Raw genomic sequence first — 17,706 nt, 5'->3', positions numbered from 1 at the left:
CGTGAACTCGCCGACCGGTCGGCAACGGCAGTTCCCCAGCGGTGCCGCCTACGCGGAGGCTTTGCAGCATACGCAGTTGTGTTTCGATCACCCTGAGCTCAAGGGGGCGAGGCCGGAGCTGACCAACCTCGGCCTGCCCCGCGCCATTTCTGGTGCCTTCGCGAGCGTGTTCTCCCTGACCTCGGCCACGTCGGGCCAGCGGTACGCCGTCAAATGTTTCACTCGCTACGTCCCTGACCAGGAACTCCGTTACCAGGCCATCAGCAGCCAACTCGCGCGGCTGAACTCGGCAGAGCTCTCCCAGCCGTGGAACCTCGGCTTCGAGTACCTTCCCGACGCGATCGGCGTCGGCCAAGAGCGCTACCCGGTCCTGAAGATGGAGTGGATCGAGGCAGTTACCTTGTCCTCCTGGCTCGACGACAACCATGCCGACCAGTTCGCTGTCGGCCGTCTGGCCGACCGGTTCGAGGCTCTGATCCGCGATCTGTCGGATCACGAGATCGCCCACGGCGACCTTCAGCACGGGAACCTGCTGGTCGCGAGCGACGACACCTTGCGCCTGGTGGACTACGACGGCATGTTCGTGCCGGCGCTGGCGGGCCTCGGCGGTACTGAGCGGGGCCACCGCAACTACCAATCACCCATGCGCGGAAACGACGACTTCGGGGTGGAGTTGGACCGGTTTTCCGCCTGGGTCATCTTCATGTCACTCAAGGCGATCGCCACCGACCCTGCTCTGTGGCATCGGCTGCATGAGCCCAGCGGTGAGTTTCTGCTGCTTACCGAGGACGACTTCAAGAGTCCGGGCGGTTCCACAGGGTTGCAGACGCTCCTCACCCATCCGGACGGGACAGTGAGCGGCCTGGCTGATCAGGTGAGGTCCTTGGCTTTCCAGCCGCTGGACTTCCTTCCGCCGCTCGCTCACGCGATTCCCAAGCAGCGGAAGACCACGACGACGACCACCTCGGCGTCGGCTCCCTCCACGACCGCTGCACCGGGTGCGGGCGGCCTGCCCGGCTGGATGACCGGACATGTTCCCCCGCAGGTCGCACCGCCGTCGGTCTCGCCCGCCGCCACTTCACCGGACGGCTTCCGTACCCGGACGCCGTTGGACGTCGTCACAGCCGTACTCTGGCCACTGCTGTTGGCCGTGGCGGTATTGATGGCCGTCGGAGGGCTCCCGATCCCGCTGATCGGAGCCGCCGCGCCCGTCATCCTGGCCGCCGCGATCACAGGCTACGCATGGAGCCGCCGAGTGGAGACCGCCCAGTCCCGGGCTGTCCTGGCCAGGCTGACGGACGAGGTGGACCGACTTGGAGACCCCGCCAAGGCCGCGGAGAGGCTGCGCAAGGACAAGGCGAAGCTCGACGCGGCGGAGACGAAGCGGGCCACCGCCTACCCGCAGGCTCAGGACAAACTCACAGCCCAGTACCACGCCGAGCTCAAGGAGGCCGAGAAGCGCAAGATCCGCAAGTCGCGCGACATCGACAAGAAGATCGACGGGCTCTCGGAGGAACTCCGCAAGTCTTTGGCCAAAGCGCTTGTCGACAAGCAGGCCGCGTATATTCGGGACCAATTGAGCCGTCGGTTGATCGCCCAGTCCCCGCCGCATGGCATCGGCTCGACACTGGCCGCTCGACTTGCCACGGCGGGCATTCGGACGGCGGCTGATTTTACGGGGTATCGGCCCGTGCAGAACAGTTCCTACAACAGCACGGGAGCAGTGCTGGTACTGAGCAACGGCCGAGTCACCAATGTCCAGGGAATCGGCGAGGCCAAGGCCATCGCCCTCGACAGATGGCGCCAAGGCTTGGTCGCGTCCGCCGTCGCCCGGCAGCCGACCGCCCTCGGTGCGGCGGAACGACAACAATTCGAGCAGGACATTACTCGCCGCCGGGCGCGATTCGCCGACCAACGCAAGGGCGTGGAGTCCGAGACCGATTTCTTGCGCGAGCAGGCGCGGAAGCACTTGGCGGTGGAGCTAGAGCGGCTCGCCCAGGAAAACACACTGGCGGGCGACCGGGCCCGGCAACAGCGTCAGGAGTTCGGCCGTCGTACGGTTGCGCTCCAGCAGAACAGCGTGCTCCATGGGACGCTGAGCGCCTCCCTGGAGGCTGCGAACCTCCAGCACCGCCGTCTGGCGTGGGGGTATTACTTGCGGTTCCTCTACACCGGTCGCTGACGCTGAGCCCGGATGCGGGCAGTGGCGCAGATCGATGGGGCAGGGCGTCGCGTTGCGGCGTCGCGGCGACCGTGCCCGTTGCGCTTGCGGGTCACCTGCTCGCGGCCTACCTCGCCGGGAACCCGTACGCGTTCCAGTTCTCGATCACTCGGCGGCGGATGTCGGCCGGGAACGAGTTGTGGAATGACGCGGTGGTGCCTCTGGTCCTGCCCTCGAACTGTTCCGGCAGCAGGCAGCTCGTGATGGATTTGCCGCCGTGGCCGGTGCGGGTCTCCTCTTCGGTGAGGTACGGGACCAGGGGGATGCCCGGGGCCCGCGGGTAGAGGTACTGGCCTGTCGTGGGGTGGTGGCGGGTGGCCAGGGCCCAGGTCACCTGATTGATGTCGGTGATGTCTATGTCGTCGGCCACCAGGATCACCTTCGGCACCAGCCAGCCCGTGTGCGAGGTGAAGAGCACTTCGGCCACCGCGTCGGACAGCTGGCGTTCGGTCAGGTGCAGTTCGGCGAGGCGGCGGATGTCGATGGAGACGACGAGCCAGCAGGTGGCAGCCTCGTAGGAGCACCAGGCCAGGGAGACGGGGAGGCCGCTGGAGCGGAGGAGGTCCAGGCTGGTGGCCGAGATCATGGTGCCCCAGATGGTGTGGTTCTCCTCTGGGGGGACGCCTGCCACGCAGATGGGCAGGATGGGGTCGTCGCGGAACGTCACCGCCTCCACATGGAAGACGGGCTGCGGCTTGCTCTCGGCGAACGCGTAGCCGTGGTACTCGCCCATCGGGCCCTCGGGGGCCGTCTCGTCAGGGCTGATGAACCCTTCGACCACGATTTCCGCGTTGGCCGGGACGTAGAGGCCGTTGGTCTCGGTGCGGACCACCTCGACGGGGCTGCCGGTCAGTGCGCCTACGTAGCCGTCCTCGCTCACCTCGGCGGGCAGCGGCATGCCGGCCGCGGCGAGGGCTGCCGGCGGGGCGCCGAGGACCATGGCCCACGGGGTGCGCTCGCCCCGCTCGCGCCACATCTGGTGGATCATGCCGAGGTGCTGCTGCGGCATGGCCGGGCCGACCAGGGTGTTCCGTCCGTGCAGCATGGCGCGGCTGACCGACCAGCTCGTCCACCGTTCGTCCGGAGTGCGTACGACGTGGAAGCCGTACGTACCGAAGTACCGGCCGCCGTCGTGTTCGTGCAGGAGCGGCACCGGGAAGCGCTCCAGGTCGACGTCGTCGCCGGTGCGGATGTTCTCCTTGCAGGGGCCCGTCTCCACGACGCGCGGGGCGACGGGTTCCGCCTTCATCGCGGAGATCAGCTTCTCCAGCAGCTCGCTCGGCGTGGTGTCGCGTTCGAGGCCGAAGTGGGCCGCCAGTCTGGCGAAGGGGGCCGCCGGGGACGCGCTCAGCCCGGCGGGCGCGCCGAGGATGCGGCAGCCGGGAGCGCCCTCCGTCAAGGCGCTGAACAGCGGTGCGGGGCTCCTCGTGTCGTACGTACGCCGGGTGACGGCTCCGGCCTCCAGCGTCGGGCTGACCGGTTCGCGGACGTCGATCGCGTCGCCGGTCGCCAGCAAGTCCGTTACGAAGTCCCGGAAGTTGAGCGCACTGCCCCTTTGCGACGGGCGTGATCGCTGCGGCTGATGTGTCATTCCTGGAAGCCTTTCCGTGCGAGGGGGAGCGGGTCGCCGGGGGTCCGGTGCGCGGCCGGGCCCATGCCCTGCCACCGTTCGGCGTTGGGCATCTCCAGGCCGAACTGGTCGAGAACGCGCGCGACGATGTGGTCGACCAGGTCCTCGATGGTCGACGGCCGGTTGTAGAACGCGGGCACCGGCGGCATCACCACGGCGCCCATCCGCGCCAGCTCGTACATGTTCTTCAGATGCACGGCCGACAGCGGCGTCTCCCGGGCCACCAGGACGAGGGGGCGCCGCTCCTTGAGCGTCACATCGGCGGCTCGCGCGATGAGGCCCTCGCCGTAGCCCGTGTTGACGGCCGCCAGCGTCTTCATGCTGCATGGCGCGACGATCATTCCGTCCACCTGGAACGATCCGCTGGAGATCGACGCTCCTTGGTCGTCCGGGCTGTGACACACCGACGCCAGCGCCCGTACGTCGCGCAGCGAGAGGCCCGTCTCCTGCGCGAGGGTGGCGCGCGCCCAGCGGCTGACGACGAGGTGCGTCTCGACGTCCAGTTCCCTCAACGCCTCAAGCAGGCGCACTCCGATGGGCGCGCCGGTGGCTCCGGTCATCGCGACGACCAGACGCACCATGGCGGCCTCCTTTCATTCATTACGCTACGCAGAGTTATTCCGTCTACGTCCTATTTCTCCAAGGTATAGTACGTGTACGTCCTAATCAACCGTGGGGGCGGGGAGCGAAGGTGGAAACGATGGCGCACGGGGACTCGGACTCCCGCGCTCTCCTCGACGCGATCAGCGGGGTCGGCCCCCTGGCACGCCGGCTGAACCAGGTGCACACCCGGCTCTGGTACGAGCAGGTGGACTCGGACCTCACCGGGCCGCAGTTCACGGTGCTGAGCCTGCTGTGCGAGCGCGGCGTCACGGACCAGGGCACCCTCGGCGCGCTGGCCCATCTCGACAAGTCGACCGCCGCCCCCCTGCTCGAACGGCTGCGCCGACGCGGCCTGGTCGACCTCGCCAAGGACGCGAGCGACCGGCGGCGCAAACTGGTCAGCATCACCGATGAGGGCCGGGAACTGGCGGCCCGGTTGGCTCCCGCGGTCCTCAGGGTGAACGAGCAGATGCTGGAGCCGTTCTCCGGGGAGGAGCGGGAACAGCTCCTGAGCCTGCTACGTCGCGCGGTTCAAGGGGCCGAGCGTTAGCCGGGTTCCGGTTTCTGTTCCGCGGCGGGACCCGATCCTGCCCGAGCGGGCGCTCGCCGGGTCGGTTGGCGGCCCTTGAGGGGTGTACGTCTCATGCCCCATGCCCCATGCGACATGCCGCACACTGGGCGGCGGGGGAGCGGCATGGCGGGCTACCCGGATCGGCCGACCCGGCGTCGTACGGCGAGGGATCACACCCGCCACACCACCCTCAATCGTGTTATTCAGGTGCGGTGACGACTCCCTCGATACCGGGCCGCCCTTTCGACGCGGTGCTGTGCGACCTCGACAATGTGATCCGCTTCTACGACACGAGCCGGCTGGCGGAAATGGAGCGTGCCGCCGGGCTGGTGGAGGGCACGACCGGAAAAGTGGCCTTCGAGCCCGCGACGGACCTGCCGGTGCTTCTCGGCGAGATCAGCCACGAGCAGTGGATCGATTCCATCGCGCTCGGCCTTTCGGGGCAGGTGTCCCGCGAGTTGGCCCGCGAGCTGGCCACGACGTTGACCGGCTCGCCGTTCTCGGCGGACGAGGCGGTGGTGGCTCTGCTGCGCCGGGTACGGGCCCACGTGCCGCTGGTCCTGGTGACGAACGCGACTTCGCAACTGGAAAGCGACCTGGCGACCATGGGGCTGGACGACCTCGCGGACCACGTCGTCAGCAGCGCCCGGGTGGGAGTGGTCAAGCCCGACCGCGAAATCTATGAGATCGCCGCCGGGCGCGCGGGCGTCGCCATGGACCGGTGCCTCTTCGTGGACGACCGGCTGGAGAACGTGGAAGCCGCGGTCGCGCTGGGAATGACCGGCGTGCACTATCGCGAATTGGGGGATCTCCGCGCGGCGCTGGGCGGTTTGCCGGGCATCTGAGGTGAGCTGCCCGCGGGGCGGCGAGCCTCCGGACGGACCGTTGGAACGGACTGACGGCCTGGGGCCGAAGATCGGATGCGCAGGCTTCCCCCGACGATCACGAATCCGCATACTGCGGAAAGGGAAGCCCGAACTCCTCTTACCGTCGCGGCCGTTGTCCTTGACCGCCCGTCCGTCCAACAGGAGCAGCGCGTGTCTGATGCACAACCCGATGTGGGCCCCGCCGGACCGGCCGTCGACAGACCCGCCGCCGACGGGCCCCCTGCCGACGTGCCCGCCGTCGACGGCTACCCCGGCTCGCCGAGCGTACGGGCCGGGGGCACCCTGCGGCTGCACGTGTCGACGCGCGCCGAACGGTTCCGGGCCGACTTCTTCCGCTGCGGTGCCACGATCCGCCACATGGGCACCACGCACGGGCCCGGCCGCTACGCGCCTCCTCGCCGACAGGACGAGGACTGGGGCTGGCCCGGCCACGACTTCGCCGTACCGGAGGACTGGCCGTCGGGCGTGTACGTCGCGGTACTGAGCCCGTACGCCGAAGAGCCGTGCCCCGAAGTCCCCGATGTCCCCGAAGCCCCGGCCTGCGCCGAAGACCTCGACGCCCGCCACTCCCGGCTGCTGTTCGTCGTGACGGCCCGCGAGCCCGGCCGGACCACGAACATCCTGTACAAGGTGCCGGTCTTCACCTACCACGCGTACAACATCAGCGGCGGCGGCAGCCTGTACGGCCCGGTCGACGCGGCCGACCCCGCCCCGCACACCGGCACTCTGGCCGTCACCCTGCGGCGCCCCGGCGGCGGAATCGGCGGGCCGGTCAAGGGGCGCCCGGACCCCCACGACCCGCGTACGCCCCGCCAGACCTTCGCGCACTGGGACGCCCCCTTCATCGCCTGGCTCGAAGGCGCCGGGCTGACCGCCGACTACTGCACCGACCTCGACCTGCACGAATCGCCCGGCATCTCCGACCGTTACCAGCTACTCCTCTCCGTCGGCCATGACGAGTACTGGAGCGCGCGTGTCCGCGACAACGTCACCGCCTTCCGCGACGGGGGCGGCAACATCGCGATATTCGGGGCGAATACGTGCTGGTGGCGGGTCGCGGTGACGGACGGCGGTACGGCCATACGGTGCGCCAAGTACCCGCCGGGCGTCCCCCGCGGCGCCGACGTCGACCAGATGCGCGGCGCCCCCGACCACTGGTGGGAGACGGAACCCGAGAACACCCTGACCGGCGTCAGCTACCGCAACGCCGGCGGACACTGGGAAGGCCCCCGGGCGCCGTTGGGCTTCACGGTCCAGGACACCGACCACAAGATATTCGCGGACACCGAACTGCACGACGGGGACGTTCTCGGCGCGGAACACCGCCTCGTGGGGTACGAATGCGACGGCGCCGCATACGCACGCGACGCCTTCGGCCGGGCGGTCGCGACCGGCAAGGACGGCACCCCCGCCGACTTCGCCATCCTCGGCACCGCCGACCTCCCCCAGGAACCGTCCGCAGGCTGGCACACCGCCGCCCGCGAAGACCCCGCCCCGGCCCGCGCCGCGACCTTCGGCCTCTACACCCAGGGCGGCACGGTCTTCACCGCGGCCACCACCGACTGGCCCCGACTGCTGCCACTGGACCCGCGGGTACGCGCCATCACCAACAACGTGATCACTCTGCTGACCTGAAGCCAGGCAGCGCGAGCGGCTGCCCTGGAATCGGCCGGGGCCGCACCGTCGTCTCGACGCAACTGCGGTTCTCCGCTGTGCTGGACGATCACGGCACCCCGGGGGCGGTCTGGCGCGGCGCATGGGCGTCACACGTCAGACCGCCCATCAGGCCGTACACGGTCCGGTCGCCGCCGGGTTGCTCGAACAGGCCCCGACCTGCCCTCCGCCCGGCAGCGGCTGATTCGGCGCACCCGTGAGCGCGTAGTGGTGAGGCCGCTACCCGAAGGGGTGGTTTGGGAGAAGGGTGCGTCTATAGGGCGTGGGTGTGGGCACGGTCCGGCCGTTGGCTTCCGCGCCGGCGTTGAGGTCGAGGCCGAGGCCGAGGTCGACCGAGCCGCGCGGGCGCTCATTCCGGCACGCATCCCGATCCCGAGGAGTCGCTTGTGTTCGACGGCATTCGCATTCCGCACTCGTTCCCCAAGGCCCGCGTCGTGGCGTCAGCTCTGGCCGTCGTCGGCCTGACCTGCGCGGCTCTCGCGCCGGGCAGCGCCTCGGCGGACGTGGGAGACCGCAACGGGACGATCAAGTCGGGCTACGCGCAGAAGTACTGCCTCCAAGGCGACAAGGGTGCGGCGAAGGTCTCCGTCGCGCCGTGCAACGGCAGGCAGAACCAGGCGTGGCTGGTCTCGGCGGTCGGCAACCGCAACGGGACGATCAAGTTGGGGTACGCGCAGAAGTACTGCCTCCAGGGGGACAAGGGTGCGGCGAAGGTCTCTGTCGCGCCGTGCAACGGCAGGCAGAACCAGGCGTGGCTGGTGTCGGAGTCCGGCAGCCGTAACGGGACGATCAAGCTGGGGTACGCCACGGGGTACTGCCTGACGCATGACAAGGGCGCGGCGAAGACCCGCCTCGCCGCGTGCAAGGGCACGCAGAACCAGGCCTGGCTGGTGTCCTGAGCCGCGGTGTCGGACATGGCGGTGCGCCACGACCTGATGGTCGTGGCGCACCGGTTCGAGGCGGCGGGCAGCCGGGTCAGCGGTGGCTGTGGTGATTGTGGTGGGGGTGGCCCCAGTGCTTGGTGTCGACGGTGTGGTGGTGGGCGTTGCGCAGGGTGGCGGTGTCGCGGTGGTCGTCCCACGCGTACTCGCGGCTGTTCTGGAAGACATCGCGCGCGGTGTCGTGACCGCGACCGGTGTGGACGCGGACGCTCTTGTGGCCGCCCAGGTTCAGGTGGCGGAAGTGGTAGACCTTGTGGGTGCAGTCGCTGGTGAGGGTCCAGCCCTTGAGGTCGACCGGGCGGTTGCCGGTGTTCTTCACGGTGACCCATTCCGCGTTCAGGCTGCGGTTGGAGTGGTCGTCGTGCCCAGGGCTGTCGGCCTGGACGGCGCCCAGCACGATCGGCGAGTGGTGCTTGCCCGGCGTGTGATGGCCGGTGGCCGAGGCCGGCAGGGCCAGGGCGGCGGCCAGTGCGGCCGAGCCCAGGACAGCTGTGGCGAGACGCGGTGCGAAACGGATCACGTGAACCTCCTGCGAACAGCCCCTTGTTCTGGGGCTGCTGTTACCTGATGCCCGGACTGTCGCCGGGCGAGCCCCACTGTGGCGGACCGTGAGTGCCGTGGTTGAAGAAGCGGTTGCCCTTTACGAAATACGGACATTTGCACACCCGGTGCGCGCCGGGCGTACACGCCTCGGCGCGCGCTCACCGCCTGGCGCTCACTTGCACTTTCACTCTTCTCTCGTCTCCGTTCGCGGCTCGCCTTCCGCGCCCGCGCCCACGCCCCTGCCCCCCCGCCCTGGCCCGAGCCCGCGCTTGCTCCGTGGAAAACTCTTCGCCGCTCCACCAATCCGCCCGCGCCCCCGCTCCGAATACGGGGCATGAGAACGTGGCGCAAGAGTCTTCTCCACGCCGCACTGGGCGCACTGAGCGGCCTGGTCGCCGGTTACGTGGCCCTCGCCGTCGCCGAGCTGGCAGCCGTCGCGGTACGGCCCGAGGCCAGCCCCGTGACGGCCGTCGGCGGCGCGGCCGTCGACCGCACGCCCGCGGCGGTCAAGATCTGGGCCATCCGGAACTTCGGGACCGACGACAAGCTGGTCCTGCGACTCGGCATCGTCGCCGTGCTCGCCCTCTTCGCCATGGCCCTGGGCGTCCTGGCGCCGCGCTTCCGGCGGGCGGCCCCGGCCGGGGTGCTCGTCTTCGGCGTGGTGGGCGCCCTGGCGGCGACGGGGCGGCCCGATTCGCCGGGTGCGCTGGACGCCGTGCCCTCCCTCGTCGGGGCCTTCGCGGCGGCGGTGGTCCTCTACTTCCTCGCCGGACGACTCCCATCACCCGGTACGGCCGTGGCGGTGGCGGGGTCCGGCGTGGACCGCCGACGCTTCGTCCTCGGGCTGGCCGGTGCGACGGCGGCGGCCACCGTCGCCGGGCCGCTCGGCCGGGGGCTGAACGACGCCGACGCCGAACGGGCCGCGGAGTCGCGGGCCAAGGTCGAGCTCCCCGCGCCCGCTTCCCCCGCGCCCCCGCTGCCGCGCGGCGTGGACCTGAAGCTGCCCGGCCTCAGCCCGTTCACCACGGCCAACCGTGACTTCTACCGGGTGGACACCGCGCTGACCGTACCCCGCGTGGACGTCGGCGGCTGGCGGCTGCGCGTACACGGCAAGGGCGTCGGCACGCCCCTGACCTTGGACTTCCAGGATCTGCTGCGCCGACCGCTGATCGAGCGGGACATCACCATGACGTGTGTGTCCAACGAAGTCGGCGGTCCGTACGTCGGGACCGCCCGCTGGCTCGGCGTCCGCCTCGCCGACGTCCTGCGGGAGGCCGGGGTGCGGCCGCCGTCGAAGGGCGGCCCGGCCGATCAGCTCGTGGCCCGGTCCGTGGACGGCATGACGCTCGGCACGCCCGTCGAGACCGTACTGGACGGCAGGGACGCGCTCCTCGCGGTCGGGATGAACGGCGCACCGCTGCCGTTCGAGCACGGCTTCCCGGTGCGCATGCTCGTACCCGGCCTGTTCGGCTACGTCTCGGCCTGCAAGTGGATCAAGGACATCGAGCTGACCACGTTCGACGCGTACGACCCGTACTGGGTCCGGCGCGACTGGGCCGCCGAGGCGCCGGTCAAGACCCAGTCGCGCATCGACACCCCCAAACCGTTCGCGAACGTCCGGTCCGGCACCGTCACCGTGGCCGGGGTGGCCTGGGCCCAGCACAAGGGCATCGGCCGCGTCGAGGTCCGCGTCGACGGCGGCGGCTGGCAGCCGGCCGAACTGGCCGCCGAGGCGGGCGTGGACACCTGGCGGCAGTGGTCGTGGGAGTGGCGGGCCACGCCCGGCACGCACGCCCTGCACGTCCGGGCCACCGACCGTACTGGCTATACCCAGACCGCCCGGCGTGCCCGCACCATCCCCGACGGCGCCTCGGGCCGGCACTCGGTGGTGATCACCGTGGCCTGACGCCCATGACCTGGCACCGGGCCCCGGACAGCTGATCCCGGACCCCCGGCCCCTGACCTCCGCTCGTCCTCACCGACACACCACTTGGAGCACACCATGAACACTCGCATCACCTCGCGCCTGCGCCGTCGCACCGCTCTCGCCGTCACCGCCGTCGCGCTGCTGCCGATCGCCTTGACCGCCTGTTCCGACAGCGGCGGCGGCAGCGGCAAGGAGAAGACGGCCGAGAGTTCCGCCTCCGCCGAGCAGCCCTCGGCGACCGGCGGCACCGACGGCGGCAGCGACGGCGGGGACGACAGCATGGACACCGCCGCGAAGCCCTTCGGGCCGGCGTGCTCGACGGTGCCCAAGGACGGCAAGGGCAGCTTCGACGGCATGGCCAAGGACCCGGTCGCCACGGCCGCCTCCAACAACCCGGCCCTCTCGACGCTGGTCGCCGCCGTCAAGAAGGCCGGTCTCGTCGACACCCTCAACAGCGCCAAGGACATCACCGTCTTCGCGCCGACCAACGACGCCTTCAAGAAGATCCCCAAGGCCCAGCTGGACAAGGTCCTGGCCGACAAGGCGCTGCTCACCAAGATCCTCACGGGACACGTCGTCGGTGAGACGATCGCCCCGGCGCAACTGGCCGGCGGCTCCTTCGACACGCTGGCCAAGAGCAAGCTCACCACGTCCGGGTCCGGCGAGTCCTACACGGTCGACGGCTCCGCCAAGGTGGTCTGCGGCAATGTGCGGACCGCCAACGCCACCGTCCACCTCATCGACAGCGTCCTGCTCCCCAAGAAGTAGCGCGCGGCCGTTCCGAGAATCCAGTGCCGTACTTCCGTCGGCCACAACGCAGTTCGGAGGCGACCATGCCCGTAGCGGCCCCCGGTGATCAGTACCCGGCCCCGGCCCCCGCCCACGGCGCTCTGGAGGCCCTGCTGGACCGCGTCGCGCGCGGCGACCAGCGGGCGTTCGAGAGCCTCTACACGGCGGTGGCCGGTACGGTCCTCGGTCTGGTGCGGCGGCTCGTACGGGACCCCGCCCAGTCCGAGGAGGTCGCCCAGGAGGTGCTCATCGAGGTGTGGCGGTCCGCCGCCCGCTTCGACGTACGGCAGGGCAGCGCCATGTCCTGGATCGTGACGATGGCCCACCGGCGCGCGGTGGACCGGGTGCGTTCGGCGCAGGCGGCGGCCGACCGCGAGCAACGGGCCGGGGCGGCCGCCGCGCACGTCCCCTTCGACGAGGTCGGCGAGCAGGTCGAACGGCGCCTGGAACGGGAGCAGGTGCGGCGCTGCCTTGAGCAACTGACCGAATTGCAGCGGGAGTCGGTGACCCTGGCCTACTACCGGGGCTACACCTACCGGGAGACGGCAGAAGTGCTGGACACGGCGCTGGGGACGGTCAAGACCCGATTGCGCGACGGGCTGATCCGGCTCCGCGACTGCCTGGGGGTGGCGGCGTGAGCACCGTCGATCTGCACACCTTGACCGGTGCGTACGCGCTCGGCGCGCTGTCCGGGCAGGAGGCGGCGGAGTTCGCCCGCCACCTGGCGCGGTGCCCGGCGTGCGCCCGGGAGGTGCGGGAGCTCCGCGAGACCGCGGCCCGGCTGGCGGGGGCGGTGGCCGAGGTGCCTCCGGCGGAGCTGCGTACACGGGTGATGGCGGCGCTGCCCGACGTCCGGCAACTGCCGCCCGTACAGCGCGAGTCCACGGCCGTACCGCCCCGGCGGCTGCGGCACCGGGCGCCGCAACTCGCGGCCGCCGCCTGCCTGGTGGCCGCCGCCGTCGCCGGCGGGTTCGCCGTCGACGCCCGGCAGGACGCCGACCGGCAGCACGACCGGATGGCCCGTGTCGAACAGCGGGCGTCCGCGCTCAGCGCGCTGATGGCCGCTCCGGACGCCGCCTTCCATACCACCGCGCTCAAGGGCGGCGGCAGCGCGACCCTCGTCGCCTCGGAGCGCCAGGGCCGTTCGGCGCTCGTCTACGACGGGCTGCCGGCCCTGTCGGGCTCCCGCGTCTACCAGCTCTGGTACAGCCGCGGCGGCACGATGGTCCCCGCCGGGTTCCTCGGGCCGGGCGGCTCCGGCCGTGCCGGCGGCGCGGCGCTGCTGAGCGGTACGGTCCGGGGGGCCGACGGGGTGGGGGTGACGGCGGAGCCCGCCGGCGGCTCGGCCACGCCGACCGGCAAGCCCCTGGCGCTGCTGCCCGTATGAGTCCGGCGTGGCTCCGTACGACCGTCGGCCCTGCGATCTGTCGTCCGGTGTGGCTTCGTACGGCCGGTCGGCCCCGCTACCTGTCGTCCGCCCTGTCTCCGTACGGCCGGTCGGCCCTGCGACATCCCGTCCGCCCTGGCCCCGTACGACCGTCAGACGCGCCGACCTGCCGTCCTCCGCGGGCGAGCCGACCGCGGAGTAGCCGTTGTCCGCCCAGGGCAGGGCGGCAGGGCAGAGTGGTAGGGCAGGCCGGCGGGGGCCCGCCGGCCCGAGTCCCTACGGCGTCACGATGATCTTCCGCCCCTTGCCCGCCTTGAAGCGGTCGACGGCCTCGGCGTAGTCGTCCAGCGGCAGCCGGTCGCTGATGAAGACGGACGGGTCCAGGACGCCTCCGGCGAAGAGCGCCGCCGCGCGTTCGTAGCTGTGCAGGACGGCCATCGAGCCGGTGATGGTGATCTCCTGGTTGTAGATCTTGTACGGCTCGATGACCGCGGTCGTCGCGTAGTCGGCGACCCCGAACTGGAGGAACGTGCCGCCCTTCGCGACGCGGCCCAGGCCGTCCTGGATCGCGGCGGCGTTGCCGGTGGCGTCGACCACGAGGTTCCAGCCCTGCGGCCGGTCCAGTTCGTCGGCGTGCGCCGCCGCCTGTGAGACGCCGAGCGAGCGCGCGGTGGCCAGCCGCTCGGGGTTGACGTCGAGGACGTCGACGCTGACGGCGCCGGTGCGCTTGGCCAGTTCCAGCATCATCAGGCCCATGGTGCCGGAGCCGTAGATCAGGACCTCCGCGCCGAGGGTGGAGCGCAGCACGTCGTAGCCGCGCACCGCGCAGGACAGCGGCTCGATGAGGGCGGCGTCGCGGACGTCCACGTGGTCGGGCAGTTTCACGCAGTTCGCGACGGGGGCCACCGCGTACTCCGCCGCGCCGCCCGCGACCGTGACGCCGATCGCGCCCCAGCGGTCGCAGAGGTTGCCGCGCCCGGCCCGGCAGTACTTGCACTCGTGGCAGTACAGCGACGGGTCGACGGCCACCTGGTCGCCGACGGACACCTCCGTCACGTCGCTGCCGACGCCGACGACCTCGCCCGCGAACTCGTGGCCGGGCACCACGGGCAGCACCGGAGCGAACTCGCCCTGGAGGATGTGCAGATCGGTGCCGCACAGCCCGCACGCGGCGACGTCGACCACCACCTCGCGCGGCCCCGGCGTGGGGTCGGGGAGCTGGGTGACGGATACCTTGCCGGGCGCCTCGATGAGCGCAGCTTTCATTTGACCGCTCCTAGCGAAAGGCCCTGGACGAGTTTGTCCTGGGCGGCGAAGCCGGCGACGAGCACCGGCAGGGACACGACGACCGACGCGGCACAGAGCTGGGCGAGGAAGAGGCCCTGGCTGGTGACGAAGCTGGTCAGGAACACGGGGGCGGTCTCGGCGACCACCCCGGTGAGGACCCGGGCGAAGAGCATCTCGTTCCAGCTGAAGATGAAGCAGATCAGCGAGGTGGCGGCGATGCCCGGGCCGGCCAGCGGGGCGACGATGCGGACGAGGACCGTCGGCAGCCCGGCCCCGTCCATATGGGCCGCCTCGATGATGGAGACGGGGATGTCGGCGAGGAAGGACTGCAGCATCCACACGGCGATGGGCAGGTTCATCGAGGTGTAGAGGATGACGAGCAGCCAGACGTTGTCGAGCAGCCCGGCGTTCTTCGCGAACAGGTAGATCGGCAGCAGCCCGGCCACCACCGGCAGCATCTTGGTGGACAGGAAGAAGAACATCGCGTCGGTCCATTTGCGGACCGGGCGGATGGACAGGGCGTACGCCGCGGGGAGCGCCAGGACGAGGACGAACAGGGTCGACATGAGGCTCGCCGTGGCCGAGTTGAGCAGCGCGGGCGCGGGGTCGGCGCCGCCGCCCGCGCCGAAGAACTTCTTGTAGCCGTCCAGCGTGAGCGACGCGGTGAGCGACGGCGGGTTGGTCGCCGCGTCCGGTTCGGAGTGCAGCGAGGTGAGCAGCATCCAGAAGACGGGCAGGCAGAAGAGGATGCCCGCGACCCAGGCGAGCAGGCCGAGCGCGGCGGAGCGGCGCCGGGCCCGGCGGGCCATGGGCGGCAGGGGCGTGGTGGCGATGGCGGTCATGCCTGGTTCCCTCCTTCGCGGAAGAGGGACGAGACCACCCGCAGCGCGAAGGTCGCGATCACGATCGTGCCGATCACGACGAGCACCCCGGCGGCGGAGGCCATCCCGTACTCATGGGCTCCGTAGAAGGTCTGGTAGATGGTGTACGGGAGGTTGGCGGTGCCCAGCCCTCCGGAGGTGATGGTGAACACCGCGTCGAAGTTCTGCACGACGTAGATGGAGCCGAGCAGGATGCCGAGTTCCAGGTAGCGGCGCAGGTGCGGCAGGGTCAGGTAGCGGAACATCTGCCAGGCGTTCGCGCCGTCCAGCCGGGCGGCCTCCATCATGTCGGCGGGCCGGCTCTGCAGCCCGGCGAGCAGGATCAGCATCATGAACGGCGTCCACTGCCACACCAGGGCCGTCTCGACCGCGACCAGCGGCATGCCGGACACCCAGTCCGGCTGGGCCGGCGAGGAGTCCCCGAAGAGCCCGGCGATCCAGTTCCAGGCGCCGTTCAGGAGCCCGTACTCGGGGTTGTAGAGGGCGTGCTTCCACAGCAGCGCCGCGGATACGGGCACCAGCAGGAACGGCGTGATGAGCAGGGTGCGTACGAGGCCCCGGCCGCGGAACTTGCGGTCCAGCAGCACCGCGAGCAGCAGCCCGAGCACCACGGAGACGATGACCACGGTCACGGTCAGCAGGATCGTGGTGAGGACCGACTTGCGCAGATCGGCGTCGGTCGCGGCGGTGACGTAGTTCTCGAACCCGGCGAAGCGGCGGGCGTCGGGGGCGAGCGCGTTCCAGTTGAAGAGGGAGATCACCAGCGTCGCCACGAACGGCAGCTGGGTGACGACGATCAGGAACACCAGGGCGGGCAGCAGCGGAGCGCGCCTCGCCCAGGCGCGTTTCCCGCCGCGGCGGGCGGGGGCGGCCGGGCGCGGCGGGGCGCCGACGGTCCGCGGTGAGTCGTTCAGGGCAGTGGTCACCGGTATTTTCCTCCGGTCTTCTCGGCCAGCGCCTGCGACTTCTTGAGCGCCGCGTCGACGGACTGGCGGCCGGCGATGGCGGCGCTGATCTCCTGGGAGACCTTCAGGCCGAGGTCGGTGAACTGGGGGATGCCGACGAACTGGATGCCGGGCGCGGGCCGCGGCTGGACGCCGGGGTCGTTCGGCCGGGCGGAGCGGATGGCCTGCAGTGTGACGTCCGAGAAGGCCGACGCGGCCTTGACGTACGGGGGGCGGGCGTAGGTGGAGGCACGGCGGCCGGCCGGCACGTTGGCCCAGCCGCTCTTCTCGCCGACCAGCTCCTCGTACTTCTTGCCGGAGGCCCAGGAGATGAACTTCCAGGCGCGCTCGGTGTTCCGGGACGCCTTCTCCATGCCCCAGGCCCAGGTGTAGAGCCAGCCCGAGCTCTTCGTACGGTCGACCGGCGCCGGTACGTAGCCGATCTTGCCCTTGACGGGGGAGTTGGCGGCCTCCAGGGAACCGGCGGCGGACGTGGCGTCGTACCACATGGCCGTCTTGCCCTGGGTGAGGTTGTTGAGGCACTCGGCGAAGCCGGACTGCGCGGCGCCGGTCTCGCCGTGCGAGCGGACCAGGTCCACGTAGAACTTCGTCGCCTTCTTGAACTCCGGGGAGTCGAGCCGCGCCTTCCAGTCCTTGTCGAACCAGGTGCCGCCCATGGTGTTGACGACGGTGGTCAGCGGGGCGGTGAGCTCCCCCCAGCCGGGCAGGCCGCGCAGGCAGATGCCCTTCATGCCGGACTGGGCGCCGTCGGCCTTGGCCGCGAGGTCGGCGACCTGCTGCCACGTCGGGCGGTCGGGCATCTTCAGCCCCTTCTGGGCGAAGACGTCCTTGCGGTACATGAGGAACGACGACTCGCCGTAGAACGGCTCGGCGTAGAGCTTGCCGTCCTCGGCGGTCAGCGACTGCGTGAGGGGGCGGAGGACGTCCTTCTGGTCGAAGGCGGCGTCCTTGGCGACGTAGTCGTCGAGCGGGTGCAGCCAGCCGTTCTTCGCGAAGAAGGGGACCTCGTAGTTGCTGAGGGTGGCGACGTCGTACTGGCCGCCCTGGTTGGAGAAGTCCTGGCTGATCTTGTCGCGTACGTCGTTCTCCGGCAGCACCGTGAAGTTGACCTTGATGCCGGTCTCCTTCGTGAAATGGGCCGCGGTGAGCTTCTGCAACTCGATCATCTGCGGGTTGTTCACCATGAGCACATTGATGGTGTCGCCGCCGGAGCCGGTGCCGCCCGCTCCGGCGCACGCGGTGCTCGTGGCGAGGAGGGCGGCCGTGACGGCGGCCACGCGTATGCGTGTGCCGCGGCCCCGGCGTCGGTGCTGAAGGGGCATGGAGCCTCCTGGCGTTCGGGCGCGGGTTGATAGCGGGTACTACAGGCAGTGGGCGGTGCGGAGGGTGATGCGGAGGGC

Annotated in this window: 16 protein-coding genes; 9 read left to right on the top strand and 7 right to left on the bottom strand. The window is 70.6% G+C overall.

The window, feature by feature from the left end:
- Position 1: 1 nt before the first annotated feature.
- On the top strand, positions 2-2,182 hold the full coding sequence (locus AB0I22_RS13960) for a hypothetical protein (RefSeq protein ID WP_363130984.1): 2,181 nt from the start codon (positions 2-4) through the stop codon (positions 2,180-2,182).
- Positions 2,183-2,288: 106 nt separating this feature from the next.
- On the opposite strand, the gene AB0I22_RS13955 is transcribed toward AB0I22_RS13960, so the two are convergent.
- Both AB0I22_RS13955 and AB0I22_RS13950 read right to left on the bottom strand, forming a co-directional pair.
- Complete coding sequence (locus AB0I22_RS13955) at positions 2,289-3,812, bottom strand: UbiD family decarboxylase (protein ID WP_363130983.1); 1,524 nt, start codon at positions 3,810-3,812, stop codon at positions 2,289-2,291.
- Positions 3,809-4,429 (bottom strand): UbiX family flavin prenyltransferase, encoded by a 621-nt coding sequence (locus tag AB0I22_RS13950; protein WP_363131128.1) that lies wholly within the window; start codon positions 4,427-4,429, stop codon positions 3,809-3,811. Before AB0I22_RS13950 ends, AB0I22_RS13955 begins: the two co-directional genes overlap by 4 nt.
- A gap of 122 nt (positions 4,430-4,551) precedes the next feature.
- Between AB0I22_RS13950 and AB0I22_RS13945 the strand changes: the two genes are divergently transcribed.
- From AB0I22_RS13945 to AB0I22_RS13930, 4 genes are all read left to right on the top strand, one after another.
- Positions 4,552-5,004 carry a MarR family winged helix-turn-helix transcriptional regulator gene (locus AB0I22_RS13945; RefSeq protein WP_363130982.1) on the top strand — a complete coding sequence of 151 codons (453 nt, stop codon included), beginning with the start codon at positions 4,552-4,554 and terminating at the stop codon, positions 5,002-5,004.
- A 233-nt stretch (positions 5,005-5,237) separates the two neighbouring features.
- The gene (locus AB0I22_RS13940) at positions 5,238-5,870 is read left to right on the top strand and encodes an HAD-IA family hydrolase (protein ID WP_363130981.1); all 633 of its coding nucleotides are present in this window, start codon (positions 5,238-5,240) and stop codon (positions 5,868-5,870) included.
- Positions 5,871-6,062: 192 nt separating this feature from the next.
- Positions 6,063-7,547 (top strand): N,N-dimethylformamidase beta subunit family domain-containing protein, encoded by a 1,485-nt coding sequence (locus tag AB0I22_RS13935; RefSeq protein ID WP_363130980.1) that lies wholly within the window; start codon positions 6,063-6,065, stop codon positions 7,545-7,547.
- A 425-nt stretch (positions 7,548-7,972) separates the two neighbouring features.
- Positions 7,973-8,485, top strand: a complete 513-nt coding sequence (locus AB0I22_RS13930) for an RICIN domain-containing protein (RefSeq protein ID WP_363130979.1) — start codon at positions 7,973-7,975, stop codon at positions 8,483-8,485.
- 76 nt (positions 8,486-8,561) lie between these two features.
- Here the strand turns inward: AB0I22_RS13930 and AB0I22_RS13925 are convergent, their stop codons facing one another.
- Positions 8,562-9,047, bottom strand: coding sequence for a lamin tail domain-containing protein (locus AB0I22_RS13925; protein ID WP_363130978.1), 486 nt, complete (start codon positions 9,045-9,047; stop codon positions 8,562-8,564).
- Positions 9,048-9,404: 357 nt separating this feature from the next.
- Here AB0I22_RS13925 and AB0I22_RS13920 point away from each other — a divergent pair, with 357 nt between their 5' ends.
- The 4 genes from AB0I22_RS13920 (at position 9,405) to AB0I22_RS13905 (ending at position 13,173) form a co-directional block, all read left to right on the top strand.
- Positions 9,405-10,976: a molybdopterin-dependent oxidoreductase gene (locus tag AB0I22_RS13920; RefSeq protein WP_363130977.1), complete on the top strand. Its 1,572-nt coding sequence runs from the start codon at positions 9,405-9,407 to the stop codon at positions 10,974-10,976.
- A 96-nt stretch (positions 10,977-11,072) separates the two neighbouring features.
- Positions 11,073-11,765, top strand: a complete 693-nt coding sequence (locus AB0I22_RS13915) for a fasciclin domain-containing protein (RefSeq protein ID WP_363130976.1) — start codon at positions 11,073-11,075, stop codon at positions 11,763-11,765.
- Between the two features lie 65 nt (positions 11,766-11,830).
- Positions 11,831-12,424: an ECF RNA polymerase sigma factor SigK gene (gene sigK / locus AB0I22_RS13910; RefSeq protein ID WP_363130975.1), complete on the top strand. Its 594-nt coding sequence runs from the start codon at positions 11,831-11,833 to the stop codon at positions 12,422-12,424.
- On the top strand, positions 12,421-13,173 hold the full coding sequence (locus AB0I22_RS13905; RefSeq protein WP_363130974.1) for an anti-sigma factor: 753 nt from the start codon (positions 12,421-12,423) through the stop codon (positions 13,171-13,173). The genes sigK and AB0I22_RS13905 overlap by 4 nt, the downstream gene beginning before the upstream one ends.
- A gap of 276 nt (positions 13,174-13,449) precedes the next feature.
- Here the strand turns inward: AB0I22_RS13905 and AB0I22_RS13900 are convergent, their stop codons facing one another.
- From AB0I22_RS13900 to AB0I22_RS13885, 4 genes are read right to left on the bottom strand one after another with little or no spacing between them, the layout of a single operon-like run.
- The gene (locus tag AB0I22_RS13900) at positions 13,450-14,439 is read right to left on the bottom strand and encodes a zinc-dependent alcohol dehydrogenase family protein (RefSeq protein ID WP_363130973.1); all 990 of its coding nucleotides are present in this window, start codon (positions 14,437-14,439) and stop codon (positions 13,450-13,452) included.
- Positions 14,436-15,302 (bottom strand): carbohydrate ABC transporter permease, encoded by an 867-nt coding sequence (locus tag AB0I22_RS13895; protein WP_363130972.1) that lies wholly within the window; start codon positions 15,300-15,302, stop codon positions 14,436-14,438. Before AB0I22_RS13895 ends, AB0I22_RS13900 begins: the two co-directional genes overlap by 4 nt.
- Complete coding sequence (locus AB0I22_RS13890; protein ID WP_363130971.1) at positions 15,299-16,267, bottom strand: sugar ABC transporter permease; 969 nt, start codon at positions 16,265-16,267, stop codon at positions 15,299-15,301. The genes AB0I22_RS13895 and AB0I22_RS13890 overlap by 4 nt, the downstream gene beginning before the upstream one ends.
- Positions 16,264-17,628: a sugar ABC transporter substrate-binding protein gene (locus AB0I22_RS13885; protein ID WP_363130970.1), complete on the bottom strand. Its 1,365-nt coding sequence runs from the start codon at positions 17,626-17,628 to the stop codon at positions 16,264-16,266. The genes AB0I22_RS13890 and AB0I22_RS13885 overlap by 4 nt, the downstream gene beginning before the upstream one ends.
- Positions 17,629-17,706: the final 78 nt, after the last annotated feature.

This window comes from Streptomyces sp. NPDC050610 (assembly GCF_040654875.1).
GTDB lineage: Bacteria > Actinomycetota > Actinomycetes > Streptomycetales > Streptomycetaceae > Streptomyces.
Note: the sequence above shows the minus strand (reverse complement) of the source record. Positions and strands in the feature narration are given on the sequence as shown.